This is a genomic window from Prevotella sp. E9-3 (assembly GCF_022024015.1).
Classification (GTDB): domain Bacteria; phylum Bacteroidota; class Bacteroidia; order Bacteroidales; family Bacteroidaceae; genus Prevotella.
Genome location: NZ_CP091786.1, coordinates 838094 through 854874 on the forward strand (window position 1 = coordinate 838094; position 16781 = coordinate 854874).

Below are 16781 nucleotides of genomic sequence, written 5' to 3' on the forward strand. Positions count from 1 at the left end.
CAAATGTACAAATAAAAAACAGAAAAACTTGTAACAATGACAGAAAAGATGTAATTTTGCAACAGAAACAGACTATCATTATTATTTTTTTTATTTATTCATTTGTAATGGTAAAACATATAATTCTTTGGACATTGCGTCCTGAACTCTCAGAAGAAGAGAAACAGACGGTAAAGGCTGGCATCAAAGCCGGTTTGGAAGGCTTGGTTGGCAAAGTGCCAGGCTTGTTGGAGGTGAAAGTGAATATTGACGGTCGCCTCGCTTCTTCAAATGCCGACGTGATGCTTGATTCCACCCTTGAATCGGAAGAGGCCCTAAAAGGTTATGCCGTACATCCAGAGCATGTAGCCGTAGCCAATAACAAGGTGCGCCCTTATACAGTAAGTCGTTCATGTCTTGATTTTGAAATCTGATAGGCATGGAAGACTTTATTCATCTGCACGTACATACTTATTATTCCATCCTTGACGGACAATCGAAAATCAAGGACCTTGTGAACAAAGCCATTGGTGATGGCATGCGCGGCATGGCCATTACCGATCACGGCGATATGTTTGGCATCAAGGAATTTCACGATATCGTGATGGGTGTAAACAAAGGCCGTAAAAAAGAGGGCCTGGACCCCTTTATACCGATCTTCGGTTGTGAGATGTATGTAGCCCGAAATGGTCCAAAGGAACAAAAGAATGGCAAGCAGGACCAGAGCGGCTATCACCTGATTGTGCTGGCCAAGAACTATAAAGGCTATAAGAACCTTATCAAACTTGTTTCCAATTCGTGGGTGGATGGCTACTACATGCGCCCACGTACCGATCGTGCCGATCTGGAGAAGTATCATGAGGGACTGATAGTCTGTTCGGCTTGTATTGCCGGTGAAGTGCCTAAGAAAATTCTTAATGGCGATATTGCCGGTGCCCGTGAGGCGATAGAATGGTATCATAACCTTTTCGGTGACGACTATTACTTGGAGTTGCAGCGCCATGAGGTAAAAGACCCAACCATCCGTGCCAACCGTGAGACATTCCCTTTGCAGCAACAAGCCAATAAGGTGCTGATTGAATTGGCTCATGAATATGGCATCAAACTGATTTGTTCGAACGATGTACACTTCGTAGAGCAGGAGAATGCCGAGGCTCATGACCACCTGCTTTGTTTGTCAACGGGTAAGGATTTGGATGATCCCACGCGTATGCTTTACTCCAAACAGGAGTGGTTCAAGACAAAAGCCGAGATGAACGAGATATTCTCGGATGTGCCTGAAGCTTTGAGCAATACTTTGGAGATTCTTGACAAAATTGAAATCTACTCCATCGATCACGACCCAATCATGCCTTTCTTCCCCATTCCTGAATCGTTTGGTACTGAGGAAGAGTGGCGAAAGCGTATCACCGAGGAACAACTCTATGAAGAGTTTACACGCGATGAGAATGGTCAGAATCCTATGCCGCGTGAGGAGGGTGAGAAGAAAATCAATAAACTGGGCGGTTACGACAAACTCTATCGCATTAAGTTTGAGGCCGACTATCTGGCTGAACTTGCCTATCGTGGAGCCAAACAACGCTATTCACCCGATGAGGAGATAAAACTGGAGCAGGTGAAGGTGGAAACCGAAAATCCCGATGCCTCATTCTTTGTGCTTCGGTCTTCACTCCCCAAGGACGTAGATGATCGTATCCGTTTCGAACTGCACATCATGAAGACCATGGGTTTCCCAGGTTACTTCCTCATTGTGCAAGACTTTATCAACTCTGCCCGTGACGAACTTGATGTATGGGTAGGCCCTGGTCGTGGATCTGCAGCAGGTTCGGTAGTGGCCTATTGTCTGGGTATCACCAAGATTGACCCGCTGAAGTATGACCTGCTGTTCGAACGTTTTCTGAACCCGGACCGTATTTCTCTCCCTGATATTGATACCGACTTTGACGATGATGGTCGCGGAAAGGTACTGAAATGGGTAATGGATAAGTATGGACATGAGAACTGTGCGCATATCATTACCTATGCCTCAATGGCCACGAAGAACTCTATTAAGGACGTGGCCCGTGTAGAAAAGCTGCCACTTGCACAATCGAACGCCCTTTGCAAGGCCATCCCTGACCGACTGCCTGATGGCTTGAAGATGAACCTTAGCAATGCCATCAAATGCACTCCTGAGTTGAGAGAAGCTGAGGCGTCAAACGATCCGGTGCTGGCCAATACCATTAAGTATGCCAAAATGCTGGAGGGAACCGTGCGTGGTACTGGTATCCATGCCTGCGGATTCATCATCTGTCGTGATCCTATCAGCGATTGGGTGCCTGTTTCTACAGCCGATGACCCAGACTTCAAAGATACAAAAACCAACTGTACGCAGTACGATGGTCACGTAATTGAATCTACGGGACTCATCAAGATGGACTTCCTTGGACTGAAAACTCTTTCAGAGTTGAAGGAAGCTTGTGCCAATATCAAACTCACGCGTGGAATTGATGTTGACCTTGATCATATCCCTATCGACGACCCCAAGACCTATGAACTTTATCAGCAGGGACGAACCATTGGTACCTTCCAGTTTGAGTCGGCGGGTATGCAGAAGTATCTTCGTGAATTGCATCCAACAGTTTTTGAGGACCTTATTGCCATGAACGCCCTCTATCGTCCAGGCCCTATGGACTATATTCCACAGTTCATTGCCCGAAAGAACGGTCGTGAGGAGATTACCTATCCTATTCCTTGTATGGAGAAATACCTGAAGGATACCTATGGTATTACGGTCTATCAGGAGCAGGTGATGTTGCTCTCTCGTCAGTTGGCCGACTTTACCCGTGGTGAGAGTGACGCTTTGCGTAAAGCTATGGGTAAGAAGAAGATTGAGATCGTAAACGCCATGAAGCCGAAGTTCATTGAGGGCGGAAAGAAGAATGGGCACGATCCGAAAATTCTGGAGCAGATCTGGGCCGACTGGGAGAAGTTCGCTTCCTACGCTTTTAATAAGTCGCATGCTGCCTGCTACTCGTGGGTGGCCTATCAGACGGCTTACATCAAGGCTAACTATCCTGCCGAGTATATGGCAGCTATCATGACGCGCCGCCGTGATCAGATTACTGAAATCACCAAACTGATGGATGAATGTAAGCAGATGGGCATTGCTACGCTAGGTCCTGATGTGAACGAGTCGTACCTGAAGTTCGGTGTGAACCATAAAGGCGAGATTCGTTTTGGACTGGCTGCTATCAAAGGTATGGGCGATTCGGTGGCTGAAGCAATCATCAATGAACGTAATCAGAATGGTCCTTTCACCAGTATCTTCAATTTTGCTGAGCGTGTGTCGCTGAGTGTGAACCGCAAGGCTTTCGAATCGTTGGCTTTGAGTGGAGGTTTTGATTCGTTTGGCATCCGCCGAGAGGTTTTCTTTGCCGAAAACAGTAAGGGCGAAACATTCCTCGACTCGTTGGTTCGCTATGGTCAGAATTATGCTCAAGCCAAGAACGAAGCGGTGAACTCTCTATTTGGTGGGTTCGATAGTGTTGAGATCGCTACTCCTCCCATCCCAAAGACCGATGAGCGCTGGAGCGACATCGAACGACTGAATAAAGAGCGTGATCTGGTGGGCATCTATCTTTCTGCTCATCCTCTCGATGAGTATAAGATAGTGCTCGACAATCTGTGCAATGCACGTTGTGATGAACTGGCTGATAGGGGCGCAGCCCTTAAAGATCGTGAGGAGATCACCTTGGGCGGCATCGTAACGAGTGTACAGACACGTTTCGGAAAAGACAACAAACCGTGGGGAATCATCACCCTCGAAGATTTCAATGGATCGGGCGAGTTGGTGTTCTTTGGCGATGACTGGGTGAATATGAATGGAAAGTTTATTGAGGGGGCTGCCGTCTATGTCACTGGAAAGATGCAGTCGCGTTTCTACAATTCCGATCAGAAATCGCTGAAGGTGACCAATGTTGAGCTTCTTCAGACTGTTAAGGAGAAAGCAATCGACCGCATCACTATATCGATGAATACGGATACTTTGGACGACAGCATTGTGACCGAACTGACTGAGCTTATTTCTGAACACCCAGGCAAAACGAAACTCTTCTTCCAGTTGAGAGATTCTTCAGGAAAACGTCATGTGCTGCTGCGCTCGCAGAAGATGATGGTGGATGTGCGCCATTCGCTCATTGACTATATAGAACGAACGGAATCGCTCGACTATAAGATTAACTAAGGTGCTCAGAGTACAATCTTGATGATAGGAAGAGTACTATTCTATACAGAGAAAAAGAAACGCTGACCAATTGGCCAGCGTTTCTTTTTGGTATTTATTCTCGGTCTATTTAACCAGAACCTTCTCGCTTATGGTCTGTCCGCCATTGGTGCGTACAGTCTTGATGAACATGCCGTTGGCAGGCTTAGCCACCTTGCGACCAGAAAGGTCGTAGTAAGTTACCTGAGCATTCTTCAAGTCTGCGCTCATATCAGCAATACCTGAAGGGTTGGTCACATTGGCCTTATTGGCGTTCACTACCTCACCAGTAGCGGTGTTAATGAGCAGGGCAACCACCTTCAGCTTGCTCTTGTCCTGAATGATTGACTGATTGCTGGTGTTCTTTACAGCCGACAACTGGAAGCTGTAGTTATGAGCAACAGGAGCATCAGCTTGCACAGTTGCAGGAATACTGTTTCTGATACCGCCGATAGTTGAGGTCTTCACAGCCACATCGTTGAATGTCAGGCCAAAGACTGTTCCTTCAGAGGTCGTTGTGAAGTCGTCCATGAACTTAGGATAACCTTGAGCGCCGTTACTGTAATAGTTGCTCTGTCCCCATGATTTATCGCTCAGTCCATCGTGTACGAGGATATATTCAAGGGCATATTTTCCATTCTCTACATCGAAGGGGAAGGTGACCTCAGTCTTCACAGACACAGTAGTTCCTGTAGCATTGAGGGTAGGAGTTACCTTAATGTCGGCAATACCAAATTCCTTGCTCTGCTCCTCCAGGTCGTTAACAATGCCAAACTCGTTGTTTCCGCTACCATAATAGGCATCCAACTCTACAGAGCGCTCCATCCATGCATCGGGGAAGCCTCCAACAGCAGAGGGGAATTTGCTTGAATCCAGAATCTCCAGTTCATCGCCGTTGTGATAGCTTACGAGTACATAGTCATCGGGATAGAGCTCGGCCAACTTCTCCAAAGCAACATATCCGCGGGGGCAATATCCGCACCAGAAACCGGTGTACTCTTCAAGCAGTACGCGATGTTTAGGAACCGTGTTCAGAACAATCAGGTCGGTGGTAGCGCTGCTGTTGGCATCCTCATTGGCAACTCCGTTCACCTTGGCAACCTTGGCAGTCAGAGTATAGTTACCGCGCTCTGCAATAGCAGGAACATTGAGTGTCACGGTGTTTTTCTTACCAAAGAAAGGAATGACGGTTGTTGCAATGTGCTGTGTGCCGTTCTTGCCGTTTACGCTATATTCAACGTCGATCGACTGAATACCTTTGGCACCATGATTAACAATCGTGAGAGGAAGTTCGAAAGCTTCACCACTCTTAACATATTTAGTATTGTTTTCTTCCAAAGAAGCAGCATCGCTCTTCAAATTGCTGCCACCTACAGTAACGGTGATCATTGAACTGCCGTTGTATATATCTGAAACATTCAACCACTTCAGGAAGCCGTCAGAAGTGTGGAGGTAGAAGCCGCCGTCGTTCATCTGGTCGGTGATAGCTACAGGAGCGGCATTCAATTCGCTCTCAGTATCGTTGATGGTGAATGAGTAGCCCACATATACACCTCCTTCAGGAATCTGGTAAGGCTTTTCGAGTTTAACGGTGATGAAACCGGCTTCGGTAGGAGTGATATCCTTTACAGCCAGGTCGGGAGTGTTCTTGCCGTTCTCAACACGCAGTTGTGAGGTTACGAATGCTTTGATGTCGGAAACACCTTCAATTTCCTGCAAGGGGAAGGTAATGCTTTCAATGGCAGTACCCACGAGAGCAGGCTCAGACAGTTTGATGGCTACATCGTATGTCTCAGTCTTGTAGTTGTTTGATGCGCTGTTGATATTCTCCTCGCCTGTGAAGAAACCGTAGTTGATGCGGTTGTCGTTTTCACCGATAGTTACTTCAGGATATGCGGGTGTTGCAGCAGCGGGCTGAACATCAGCGCCCAGTTCAGTTACTTCGGCCCAGACTATCTCTGAACGACGCTCCTCACCGGCACCACGATAGATGGCCTGAACACCATAAGCCTCAGGACCGATCACATAATAATATGCGGTGTGTGTGGTTCCGTCAGCATAGATGTCCCAGTTGTCTTTATAACCGAAAGGCAGCTCGTCCATCTTCTCTACCTCCTGACTTGCATAGTCATCCCATGATAAAGAGAGCTGTTTCTCTTCACCGTTCACCTTTACCCAGATGGCATATGAGAGTTTCTCAGGCATAATATAGTTGCCATCCACATCCTTTGTGTTGATGTCGGCAGCAATGGATCCCCATCCATAACCGCTGAGGTAATAGTTGATTCCGCCTTCGTAGAGTTCGATATTCTCTGGGTTGGCAGGAGTTGCAGCCACCTCAGTAAAAGGTTCCATTTTAGACTTGTCAAGTGTGAAGGCATAGGCAACTTCCTCTTTGCCTGCATTAATAAGGAATGTAGAACCGTTAGAGAGTGTTTTCTTGTTGGAATCAAAATCAAAAGTGATGTCGGCATCGTTGAGCTCGTACTCGGTGTAATACTCTTCAGAGTATTCATCATAGGCTTCTTCGGCAGTTGCTGACACTAAATACTGATGATAGCCGGCAATAAGGTCGGCACCGATATACTGACCGTTCTTGAATGTTGCCTTGTTGCCATCAATGGTACCCTTTATCCAGTTCTCTGGCAGGTTGGGATCAACACCTTGTACATAGACATCGTTGCCATCGAAGCCAACATTCACCAATGTACCGCTGAAACCGTCAGCTGATAATGAATACACTTCGGTCTGCAGATTCGCGGGAGCTTCAACCAATGGATCGGTCACCGTCTTAAACGAAGCGTTCCAGTCGGCATAGCCAGACCAAGAGTCGTCATCGTCATAGACCAAGCCTACTGTGTCACCATCCTTCATAGAGATGTTGCCAGTGGCTGCATCGTAATTAAGTACGAGGGTCTGATTGTTGTCCTTAACGTAGGTGTTTCCGCTTGTCTTGACTTTGGCAACCTCCAAATTGTAGCCATAGCTTTCGAAAGCAATAGCTGTCTGTGGCAGCTGGATAGTGATGGTCGAACCATTGAGGGTACCCACGGTCCAGGTGTTGGCACCTGCCTGAGAAACCAGATTCTGAATATAGACTTTGTTGTTGTCGCCAAACACTACATTGCCTACAGCGCCAGAAAGGGTGGTCTGGAATACATATCCAAGTGTGACGTAATAGGCTTCACCACTACGCTCGTAGCATACCTGTTTTCCTTCGGGCGTTTCGTTAATAACAGCTGTGCTTGCACGGCGTGAAGTAGCAGAGTGCTTCTTGACCAGCGGTTTCTTGGTCAGCAGGTTGTGAGCGGTTACTGACTGGCGCAGGCCTTTTTGAACATCCATGCTCTTTTGCATTTGTTGCGCCTTCAGTGATGGCTTCACTTTCATGTCCTTACCTGCAACTTTTGCGAGTTGCTCAACGTGTTGTTTTGACAGGGGACGACCTTGTAACTGTCCCTGTGCAAAACTACTTGCTGTCACCAAAAGGACAGCCAGCGTAATCAGAGTAAAAAGTCTTTTCATTTGTTTAGTAATTTTGGTTTTGATAAAAGAAATATATTATTTTAATTGAATCTTCTGCGACTTCACGTTGCCATTAGCAAAGAATGTCTTCTTTACGAAGATGCCGCGGGTAAGATGGCTGACAGGCTGTCCCTGCAAATTGTAGTACTTCACGGTATTGGTGTTCTTGTTGATGGTATTGATGCTGGCAGGATCGCTGTAAGTGAAGTTCAGTGTGATGGTGGGACCGTACTTGGCGATAGCCCATTCAGCGGGTTTCAGAGGGTTCTGCTTGTAGGTGACCAACTGGTAAGTAACCACACAATTACCAGAGGTTGCTTCCTCATCAGGGAACCATTCCGTTTCCATGTCTTTCAGTTGACCTGCTGTGAAATTGGCATGGCCAGTCTCCCATTCACCCGTTTCTCTTCTCTGGGTGCAGTTAACAGGGAAACAAGTTTGAAACGATCCGTTGTCTAGTTTCGCTATTTCATAAGTACCACCACCTTCAACATTCGTATCTGAGATGTTCTTCACAAAAAGAGTTGACGGCATCTGAATGCCTCCGAATCCATCGTCTTCGGCTTCTGTCAGATTCAGAACAGTACCATCCTCAAAGATGTTACCGTTCTTATCAGCAAACTGTAAGGGAAAATCACTTTGTGCTTGTGTGCCGAGGGCTGCGATGAGTCCTAAAAAGAACGTAAAAATTTTCTTCATAAGCTTATATATTATTTTTGTGTTAATGATTCAACTTTTGACTTTACTACTTGTTCAACCCCATTGTCGTTGTAAACGAAGACCACAACGCTGAGGTTGGCAGGGTTCCACGCAGCGTCAAGGGCCTGAACAAAGCTCTGTTGTTTTTCCTCATCCTTGTTGATAGAGAAATCATCGCCCATCGGGTCGTTAACAGAAGTACGGAACACGTGATTGTGAACGTAATCGCGCTTGTTGCCACCAGTCCAGTCGGGATTTTCATCAGGAGCATCCGGCATCGTCTGAATATCCACAATGTTGTCTTCAATCACCCATACCTGCAGTTTGCCGGCTACATTCTCAATGGCTTTCTCGCTCACCGTGATGTCAATATTGCTGCCATTTACCTTGGCTTCTGCAACGATTGAAAGGTTCGCTTTGGTGGCAAGTTGCTTTCCAACTTCTGTAGTCCAGTCGAGTACGGTATAGAGAATGGGCTTCTGACGGTTGATGAGAGCGCCCGGTTGGGCTTCTACCTTCCAATAGTCGAAATAGTCACAGCCTGTCTGAGTGGCCAAAGACAGTAGCTTGGTGCCCGAAGCATTCTTTCCGAAAGGACCAGAATGGATTCCCACTGCTACGATGCGACTGCCGAAGTCACTCTCCTGAAGTTGTTCGATGGCTTGACTGCCTTTCGGACAGTTCACGCAGCGCTGTCCTGTAAAGTCTTCAATCAGGATATTCTTGTAGATGGCATTCTCGCCAGTGTTGTCAATACTTACTTCAATCAGTCTGTCGGCCTCGTCAATGTGGTCGCAGGAAAAGAATAAAGGAAGAAGGGCTAAAAGAATATATAGTTTATTCATCGCGTTTTACTTGTTTAGTGGTTGCGTTTAATAGGATAACTCTCGCTGTTTGACTGGTTCGCTTTTAGAAGTTATAGTTGTATGAAAGAGTAAATCCTTTCGTAGCCGGAACATAGCGGCAAACGCCACCCGAGCAGTTGTAGCCGGCACGGGTGCGGCCATAGCCGGCCTGTATGCGGTGCGATCCGATGTTGTAGGTTACCAGTCCCTGATAGTAGTGCAGGTGAGTGTTGTCGGAATAGAACTCCGGGTCGCTATCGCCACAGTTCCACATATCACTTACGGTAACCATCCAGTGGGGAGCCAGCGACAGTTCCAACAATCCGAATACCCAGTCGCCCTGATCCTGCTTGGTGTTAAGGTACTGCACCTCACCGCGCAGCTTGGTCTTGGGTGCCAATTGGTACATACCGTCGGCCACGAAGATGTTTGAGTGGATGATGCCGCCTTCGCCTTCTACCACCGTCTTGTTGTAGCGCTGGTTCATGTACATCAAGTTCAGTTTGAAGTCGCGTGTCATACGACGGCTCAGTTGAACGTTCAGGTCCTGGTAGTAGGTCTGATTACCCCATTTCAACCAGGCATTCTGAATAGATCTTACATACGAATAGTTTAGTTTTACGTTCATGCCGTAACGACCGCCAATGGCCGTCTTGCGCTTGAAGTTGTAGCCCAGTTCCGTCTGGTAGGCCCATTCGCCCGCTGCCAGTTGGGTGGCATAGGGATAAAGGGCAGCAAGCGCGTATGTGTGGTCGAGGGTGAATGCAGGGAGATGATTCAGGTGAAGAGCTGTTCCGTTGATGTTTCGCTTGCTGCGGAACGACATATTTTCTGAACGTTTGGCTTGTAGCAGAATGCTGAGGCCCTTTTCAGAATAAGAGCCTGAGAACATCGCCACATGACCGTTGTCGTAGCTGAAGTTGTTGTCGAATGAGGGGTCTTGTGTCTTCTGGGCATATTCAACCAGCATTCCCCAAGGACCTTTGTTCAGATTGGCTCTTACATCCCAAGCATTTACATACTTCGGTAAGTTCAGGCGATGGGTGAGATCCACAAAGATATCCTCATCCTTTTCATATTTGTTCACCCACGAAGCACCGAGACTCAAACGGGTATCGTTCTCTTCCAGAGTGGGAATCCACTCGTCAAGGTTGATATCGGCATTGGCTCCTGAGGTCAGACCGCCGTCCCATTTCCAATAGTGGCGTTGCTTACCGCTGAGCAGTTTTAAGGTAACACCCTTCATGGGCTTCAAGGCCAAGCGGCCGCCCAACAGTGAGTTGTCGATACCCAGCGAACGCTCTTCGTAAGTGCGGAGGATAAAACCAGAACCAAACTGTTCATAAAAAGTACCAAGTGTGAGTTCGGCTTTCTCCAACTTTCCTTTTACCCAGAAATTGGGCACGCCCCATCCTTTAAAGTCGTTCTCAAAGCCGGGGAGGGGATGATCCATATATTCCAGGCGAGCCCCTGCATCTACAAATTTGCTCTGCATCTGCAGGTCGGCATAGGTGTTTGTCAGCAGGTCTTCCTTCTTCTCGGCGTTGATGTCCTTGTCAGTTTGAGGAATGAGCATGTCGCTCTGAATGCTTCCAGAGAATGTAACCTCTTTCTGCTGAGCCTGAATTGTCAGGCAACAACAGAATGCGGTGATAGAAAGAATGTATCGTTTCATTTACTTAATCAGTTCGCGTACTTTTTCAATAAGTTCTGTTTCAGCACCATCGGTATATCCGTTGTGCTTGTAAACAATCTGACCCTTGCCATCGACAATCAGTACATAGGGAATCATCTGAATGCCCAATGCGCGCTTGAAATCGCTATTGGGGTCAAGCAGTACGTCGTACTCCCATCCGTGATTGTCAACCAAAGGTTTCACCTTATTAATATTCTGCGCCTGATCAATGCTTACAGCAAAAATCTTAACTCCCGTTTCTTCACGCCACTCATCATAAACCTCGGCAATAGCGTCGAGTTCGCGGTTACAGGGCTTGCACCAAGTGGCAAAGAAATCAATGATGAAAGGTTTGCCTCCATTGTTCAGCGTATCAGTTTGAACAGTACGGCCATTTATATCTTTTAAAACGGTCTGAGGCAATTGTGCATAAGAAATTCCAACAAAAAGAAATGCCAGAATAGAAATAATGATTGATCTTTTCATTTTTGCGTCTAGTTATCTAAATCTAAAAAACAGCCGCAAAGGTAATAAAATATAATAAAAAATGAATTTTTTGCAATTAAAATGTTCTAAAAAAGGTAATTTTCTTGCGTTTTTGTTACCGTTTCCTTATCTTTGCAATGTTATTTTGCATATATATGCCTAAATGGCAGTATCCGTGTTTCGGCATATCGTTTGCAATATAATTTTGTGAGAATATTGTTTAATTTAAAAAAGTTTATACAAAATGGAAGTACAAGTAACTAACGAGAACTTTGCAAGCTTGAAGAATGGCAATCTGCCCCTTGTAGTTGATTTCTGGGCCACATGGTGCGGTCCCTGCCGTATGGTTGGTCCTATCATCTCTGAACTGGCCGAGAAGTATGATGGCAAAATCGTTGTAGGCAAATGCGACGTTGAGGAAGCCGACGACCTGGCTGCTGAATTTGGTATCCGTAATATTCCTACCATTCTTTTCTTCAAGAATGGCGAAGTGGTCGACAAGCTGGTAGGTGCCGTGTCGAAAGCCAAGTTTGAAGAGAAGTTCGAAGCCCTGCTGTAATAGCTATGGCAAGCCTGGATGAAGAACTCTTGATGGACGAAGAGGAAAACCGTCGCGAGATAGCATATATCCGTGAACAGTTGCCTGCCGACCTGAAAGAGAAATTCTCTGACGACCAGCTGCTCTTTATCATCGATGCCATAGGCACCTATTTCTATACCAGTGGCATTCTGGAGAGCAACTCCGACGAGGTGGATATTGATATGGAGGCTGTTTCCGATTTCGTGTGCAGCGAGGCCAAGGAAGAGGGCGAGGGCACGTTCGACCCTCAAGAGGTGTTCTTCGTCGTTGAGGCCGACCTCGATTTTCAGGAACAGAACGCATAAGAGTGTAATACTCGTTTGATAGAAATAAAAAGCGATGTGGTTGACAGACTACATCGCTTTTATTTGTTGTTAATAGTTCTTCTCTTCTGCTTTAATACACCGTCTGACAAAACAAATTATAGCTATAATTTTTCGAATTTTAGCTATAATTATCGCAATTATAGCTATAATTTGTTTTGGCGCTTTTTCTGTTCGGTCACACTATTCAATCTGTTATGTTGGAGAATGATAACTACTGAATCCGAAAAGTACAAGTACTCGAAAAGAACCTTGTTTTTTTGAAAATGTTTTTTAAATTTTGGCCAAAAGAACAAATGATTTATGTCAATATAATATAGTTTCGTTTTTTTTCTCTATCTTTGCCGGCAGTATTACGAAGATCAAAACATTAAAAGCTATAAACTTTCAACATGATGAAACAGTTTTTCCCGATTCTGCTCGGCTTGTTGGGTTCCACAACGATGTGCCTCGCAGCCAATGAAAAGACCGATGTGACAGCACAGTACATAACGAATGCCTCGTTCGAGGATGATGATGTAACCAAACTTTCTCCCAAAACCGAGAAGGCCGACGGTTTGCGTGGCTATGTAGTGACAGCCCCCAAAGGATGGACGGTAGTGAATAACGCAACTGCCGTGAGCCTGATTCTGACGAGTGATTGCTTTACCGACAATAACTTTGGTAAAGTGACCACACTGGCCGATGGCACGCAGGCCTATTACCAGCGTGTGGGGTGGAATGACGGTTCGTCAAGTTTGAAGCAGACCATTACCTCTCTTCCTAAAGGTAAATATCAGTTTTCTGCCAAAGTGCGTTCGGCCTATGCCAATAGTGCCACTTCAACTGTTGACCTTGTGGCAGGAACCGAAAAAAGCACCAGTGCCTTCCCTCAGGGTTCGGTTAATTGTTTCACCACAATGAAGTGGAATACCGTCTCCATCGATTTCGAGCAAAAGGCAGACGGAAGTCTGACTGTCGGTTTTGTCATTTCGTGGTTGTCAGGGGGCTCGTGTGTGATGTTCGACGATGTGCGTCTTTATCAATTGGCTGACGATGCCGTGATTCCTGACGTGCCCACCGAACAGGATGTTGAAAGTCCTACGGAGAGTGTCGTGAACAGTGATTTCGTGGCCGAGCCTCAGATGAAGGGCGACCTGTTGCAGATGTTGGCCAATTTTGCTACCTACCTGAAGAATGACTTCCAGAATGAGACCAACAATAGTAAAGGTGAGGCCAACGGTGTGTTCAAGGGCGAAAGCACTGGAAACAGCAATGAGGCTGGTGTGCGCACCAATGCCGACCTGTCTATGATTTGCGCTTTCTTGGTGAAATATGCCAATGGAAAAGTAAATCTGCCGGCTGGCGTGACATGGGGTGACCTTGAGTCGATGGCCATGAAGAGCCTCGTATTTGCCTATAGCACGCATAAGGCAAACAACCTGAAGAAGTGTAAGGATAATAAGAACTGGGGCTCTACCTCTACAAGTGATTATGTGTGGGAGTCCTCACTTTGGGCTATGTCTGTGGCCTATAGCGCTTTCTTCCAGTGGGACAAACTGAGCGACGCCCAGAAGAATTATATCTATAAGTTGTTGAAGGCTGAGTGCAATTACGAGTTGTACCGTTCTATTCCAACAGGCTTTGCCGGTGATACGAAGGCAGAGGAGAATGGTTGGGAAGCCGACATTTTGGCAGCTACGTTGGGACTGTTCCCCAACGATGCATTGGCTCCACAATGGTTCCAGCGCCTCCGCGAGTTTGCCATCAACAGTTACTCGCAGAAAGACGACGCAACCAACCGTACGGTTATTGACCCATCCTACGACAATAAGACAGTGGCCAATCTCTATAAAGGGCAGAACCTCTACGATGACTATACCCTTCAGAATCACAACTACTTCCATACCTCTTATCAGAATGTGGTGATTCAGGAATTGGGCGAGGCCGCCTTGGCGCTGAAGTTGTTCCAACAGGGACTCTATGGCGAAGAGAAATGGGCCACCAATGCCTTGATGCACAATAATGACAAGGTGATGAATGAGGTGCTCTACTGGTTGGCTCTGGCCGATGGTGAATTGGCTATGCCTAACGGTAACGACTGGAGTCTGTTCCTCTATGACCAGATTACTTCTTATTCAACAAATGCCTGTTTCCTCCGCGATCCGCATGCTTTAATGTTGGAGAATCTGGCCTATAAGATGATTAAGGCCCGTCAGACTACAACAACTGATGGTTCGTGGTTGTTGCGTGCCGATGTGGGAGCCCGTCGTATGGGCGTTGAGGCTCATCGCGTGATGATGACCTGGCTGATGCACGAAGTGATGTCGACAGCCGACCTCACCGCTACGAATTGGAACGATTTCAATGCAAAATACAGCGCTGCAAAGATTCTTTCTTCTCAGAATATCGTGCGTGCTGCCAGCGACTCGCGTTTCACCTGCTTCTCTTGGAGTACAGGATTGAGCAGCTATACTGGTTATATTGCCGTCAACTCTGTGGACAAGAATAAGATAGTGGTTCCTTTCCGTGCCAATAATACCGGTAATTTTATTGGCTGGTACGATGTACAGGGAAAGAAAACTAATGCAACACCTGTTGTGTCGGGTATTTACGACCTGCAGGGCAACAGCTATGTGATGAATGGTGAGCTGAACACCAACGATGCTGCACTGAACAATAGGTTCGCTCTATACTCTACACCAGGAAATGCTGTCGTATATATTGATTATGTACGTGCGAATACGGCTGCCACCATATCGGCTGAAAAGGGCGGGCTGATGGCTATCAGCGTTGATGAGCTGACCAAGACCAAACGCACCCTCTATACTGCTGACGGACATAAGCAGCTGGATGGATCGGCTTTCACCTCGCTGAATGGTAATTGGGTGAACGTTGACAATGCCTTGGGTATCGTCCGTTTGGGCGATAAACAGTTTGCTTTTGGCGAGAAAGCCAACAACAACTCGGTGATGACAGCCAAGCTGTACAGCTCGTATAGCAACAAGAGCCGTTCGGTGACGGTGAATGAGGTGGTGGACCGCCGTGCCATTACTTATTATTCAAATATGGATGCTGTTTCCACATCGCAGTTGGCAGGATTCAATCAGCAGTTGTCAACTCCTGAAGGTTGGAACGGAGTGATCGCCTTCGATCCTGACAGTACTGCTTATCTGTTGCTCAGCAATTTTGCAAGCGACCAACCCTGTGTGTTGAGCGATATTCAGACACCATTGGGACGTCCGGTATTCAGAAGTAGCGATATGATGGCTCAGGCCGGTAACGGTCGCTTTATTGCAGAAGAGAATCACAGCGTTGTCAACACGCTGAAGTTCTTTGTAAATAGTGAAGGACTGCGTGCAGTACAGGATCCCAACAATCCTGATGTGGCATATTTTGAAAGTTTGAAGGATAGCGAGTACGAGTTTGCTGTCAAGGCTGTAACCTCTAACGGTATCGTGGAAAAACTGGTAAAGACAACGGGCAGTTTTACTGCTAAAATAGTGGGAGGCGACCTTCTGATCGAGGAAGGTGCCACGTTTCCTGAAGACCAGAAAGAAGACCTCACGAAAGGCTACCAGGACATCACGGCCGAAACACTCGTAAATGCTTCGTTTGAGGAAGACGAAACCTATGGAAAGGCCGATGGCAATGCTACATGCGATGCAGGAACTTTCAATCCGTGCTATGTAAATACAGTGGCTGCTGTTAATTCCAAGTGGCCGAATATCCTGCCTGTGAAAGGATGGAAGGCCGGCAATCAGTTGAGTGGCGGTTCTAACTTCTGCCGAATGTACTCTATGCCTTATAGTACCACTCAATACTGTGTAAGTCCGAAGGCAGTAGGCAACTATGCCGACCGTTGCGGACGCCCCTTGTTTGATGAGGAGTGTGGTGACCGAACCCTCACCGTGTTGAACTCGTGGGACGCAGGCTCGAACGCCATTACGCAGGCGGTGACACTTGATGCCGGTAAGTATCGCGTGCTGATGAACGTACGCTATATTTGTCCTAACGAGACTTCAAACAACGGAAAGGTGGTGAATACCAGCGGTAACAATACCAATACATCGCTCACAGGCATCAAGATTGGTACAAAGACCGACTATCGCTATCCCTCAGAGCGTGGCAGCTGGCAGCAACTCTGCTATGATTTTGAGCTTGAAAAAGAGACCGCTGTCACCCTCTCGTTAGGCTTTAAGACCTCTGCAGGTGTCGGCGCAGCCAACAATACATTGCTTTATGTGGACCATGTCCGCCTTTTGTCAAGTGACGAGAATGCTACTGGGGTTCAGGAGTTACGTCAGTCGTCGGTCAAGTCAACAAATACTTATGACTTGCAGGGACGATTGGTAAATCCTTCTGCTGCGCTCCGCGGTATTTATATTCAGAACGGAAAGAAAGTCCTTTATTGATTTTCTTTTTTCCATAAAAAACACCGAATTAA

At 46.7% G+C, this 16781-nt stretch carries 10 protein-coding genes; 5 read left to right on the forward strand and 5 right to left on the reverse strand.

Annotated elements, in window-relative coordinates; translation table 11 throughout:
• Window positions 1–107: 107 nt before the first annotated feature.
• Window positions 108–413 (forward strand): Dabb family protein, encoded by a 306-nt coding sequence (locus tag L6475_RS03095; RefSeq protein WP_237822398.1) that lies wholly within the window; start codon window positions 108–110, stop codon window positions 411–413.
• Between the two features lie 5 nt (window positions 414–418).
• A complete protein-coding gene (gene dnaE, locus L6475_RS03100; protein ID WP_237822400.1) occupies window positions 419–4204 on the forward strand; it encodes a DNA polymerase III subunit alpha in 3786 nt (1261 codons plus the stop codon).
• Between the two features lie 105 nt (window positions 4205–4309).
• On the opposite strand, the gene L6475_RS03105 is transcribed toward dnaE, so the two are convergent.
• The 5 genes from L6475_RS03105 to L6475_RS03125 form a co-directional block, all read right to left on the reverse strand.
• A complete protein-coding gene (locus L6475_RS03105; RefSeq protein ID WP_237822402.1) occupies window positions 4310–7747 on the reverse strand; it encodes a thioredoxin family protein in 3438 nt (1145 codons plus the stop codon).
• 36 nt (window positions 7748–7783) lie between these two features.
• Entirely contained in the window at window positions 7784–8446 is a 663-nt protein-coding gene (locus tag L6475_RS03110) for a hypothetical protein (RefSeq protein ID WP_237822404.1), read from the reverse strand.
• An 11-nt stretch (window positions 8447–8457) separates the two neighbouring features.
• Window positions 8458–9291, reverse strand: a complete 834-nt coding sequence (locus L6475_RS03115) for an Omp28 family outer membrane lipoprotein (RefSeq protein ID WP_237822406.1) — start codon at window positions 9289–9291, stop codon at window positions 8458–8460.
• A 64-nt stretch (window positions 9292–9355) separates the two neighbouring features.
• A complete protein-coding gene (locus L6475_RS03120) occupies window positions 9356–10966 on the reverse strand; it encodes a DUF6029 family protein (protein ID WP_237822408.1) in 1611 nt (536 codons plus the stop codon).
• Complete coding sequence (locus tag L6475_RS03125) at window positions 10967–11452, reverse strand: TlpA disulfide reductase family protein (RefSeq protein WP_237822410.1); 486 nt, start codon at window positions 11450–11452, stop codon at window positions 10967–10969.
• A gap of 244 nt (window positions 11453–11696) precedes the next feature.
• On the opposite strand from L6475_RS03125, the gene trxA reads away from it, so the two are divergent.
• The 3 genes from trxA to L6475_RS03140 all read left to right on the forward strand — a co-directional run bounded on the left by trxA (window position 11697) and on the right by L6475_RS03140 (window position 16749).
• The gene (gene trxA / locus L6475_RS03130; RefSeq protein WP_237822412.1) at window positions 11697–12011 is read left to right on the forward strand and encodes a thioredoxin; all 315 of its coding nucleotides are present in this window, start codon (window positions 11697–11699) and stop codon (window positions 12009–12011) included.
• A gap of 5 nt (window positions 12012–12016) precedes the next feature.
• Window positions 12017–12337 (forward strand): hypothetical protein, encoded by a 321-nt coding sequence (locus tag L6475_RS03135; RefSeq protein ID WP_237822414.1) that lies wholly within the window; start codon window positions 12017–12019, stop codon window positions 12335–12337.
• Between the two features lie 410 nt (window positions 12338–12747).
• Window positions 12748–16749 (forward strand): hypothetical protein, encoded by a 4002-nt coding sequence (locus L6475_RS03140; protein ID WP_237822416.1) that lies wholly within the window; start codon window positions 12748–12750, stop codon window positions 16747–16749.
• The last annotated feature ends 32 nt before the right edge of the window (window positions 16750–16781 follow it).

Excerpts from the sequence above, each read along its gene's own strand:
- L6475_RS03140 (WP_237822416.1), top strand. The coding sequence starts at position 12,748 with ATGATGAAACAGTTTTTCCCGATTCTGCTCGGCTTGTTGGGTTCCACA.
- L6475_RS03115 (WP_237822406.1), bottom strand. The coding sequence starts at position 9,291 with ATGAATAAACTATATATTCTTTTAGCCCTTCTTCCTTTATTCTTTTCC.
- L6475_RS03125 (WP_237822410.1), bottom strand. The coding sequence starts at position 11,452 with ATGAAAAGATCAATCATTATTTCTATTCTGGCATTTCTTTTTGTTGGA.
- trxA (WP_237822412.1), top strand. The coding sequence starts at position 11,697 with ATGGAAGTACAAGTAACTAACGAGAACTTTGCAAGCTTGAAGAATGGC.
- dnaE (WP_237822400.1), top strand. The coding sequence starts at position 419 with ATGGAAGACTTTATTCATCTGCACGTACATACTTATTATTCCATCCTT.
- L6475_RS03135 (WP_237822414.1), top strand. The coding sequence starts at position 12,017 with ATGGCAAGCCTGGATGAAGAACTCTTGATGGACGAAGAGGAAAACCGT.
- L6475_RS03110 (WP_237822404.1), bottom strand. The coding sequence starts at position 8,446 with ATGAAGAAAATTTTTACGTTCTTTTTAGGACTCATCGCAGCCCTCGGC.
- L6475_RS03120 (WP_237822408.1), bottom strand. The coding sequence starts at position 10,966 with ATGAAACGATACATTCTTTCTATCACCGCATTCTGTTGTTGCCTGACA.
- L6475_RS03105 (WP_237822402.1), bottom strand. The coding sequence starts at position 7,747 with ATGAAAAGACTTTTTACTCTGATTACGCTGGCTGTCCTTTTGGTGACA.
- L6475_RS03095 (WP_237822398.1), top strand. The coding sequence starts at position 108 with ATGGTAAAACATATAATTCTTTGGACATTGCGTCCTGAACTCTCAGAA.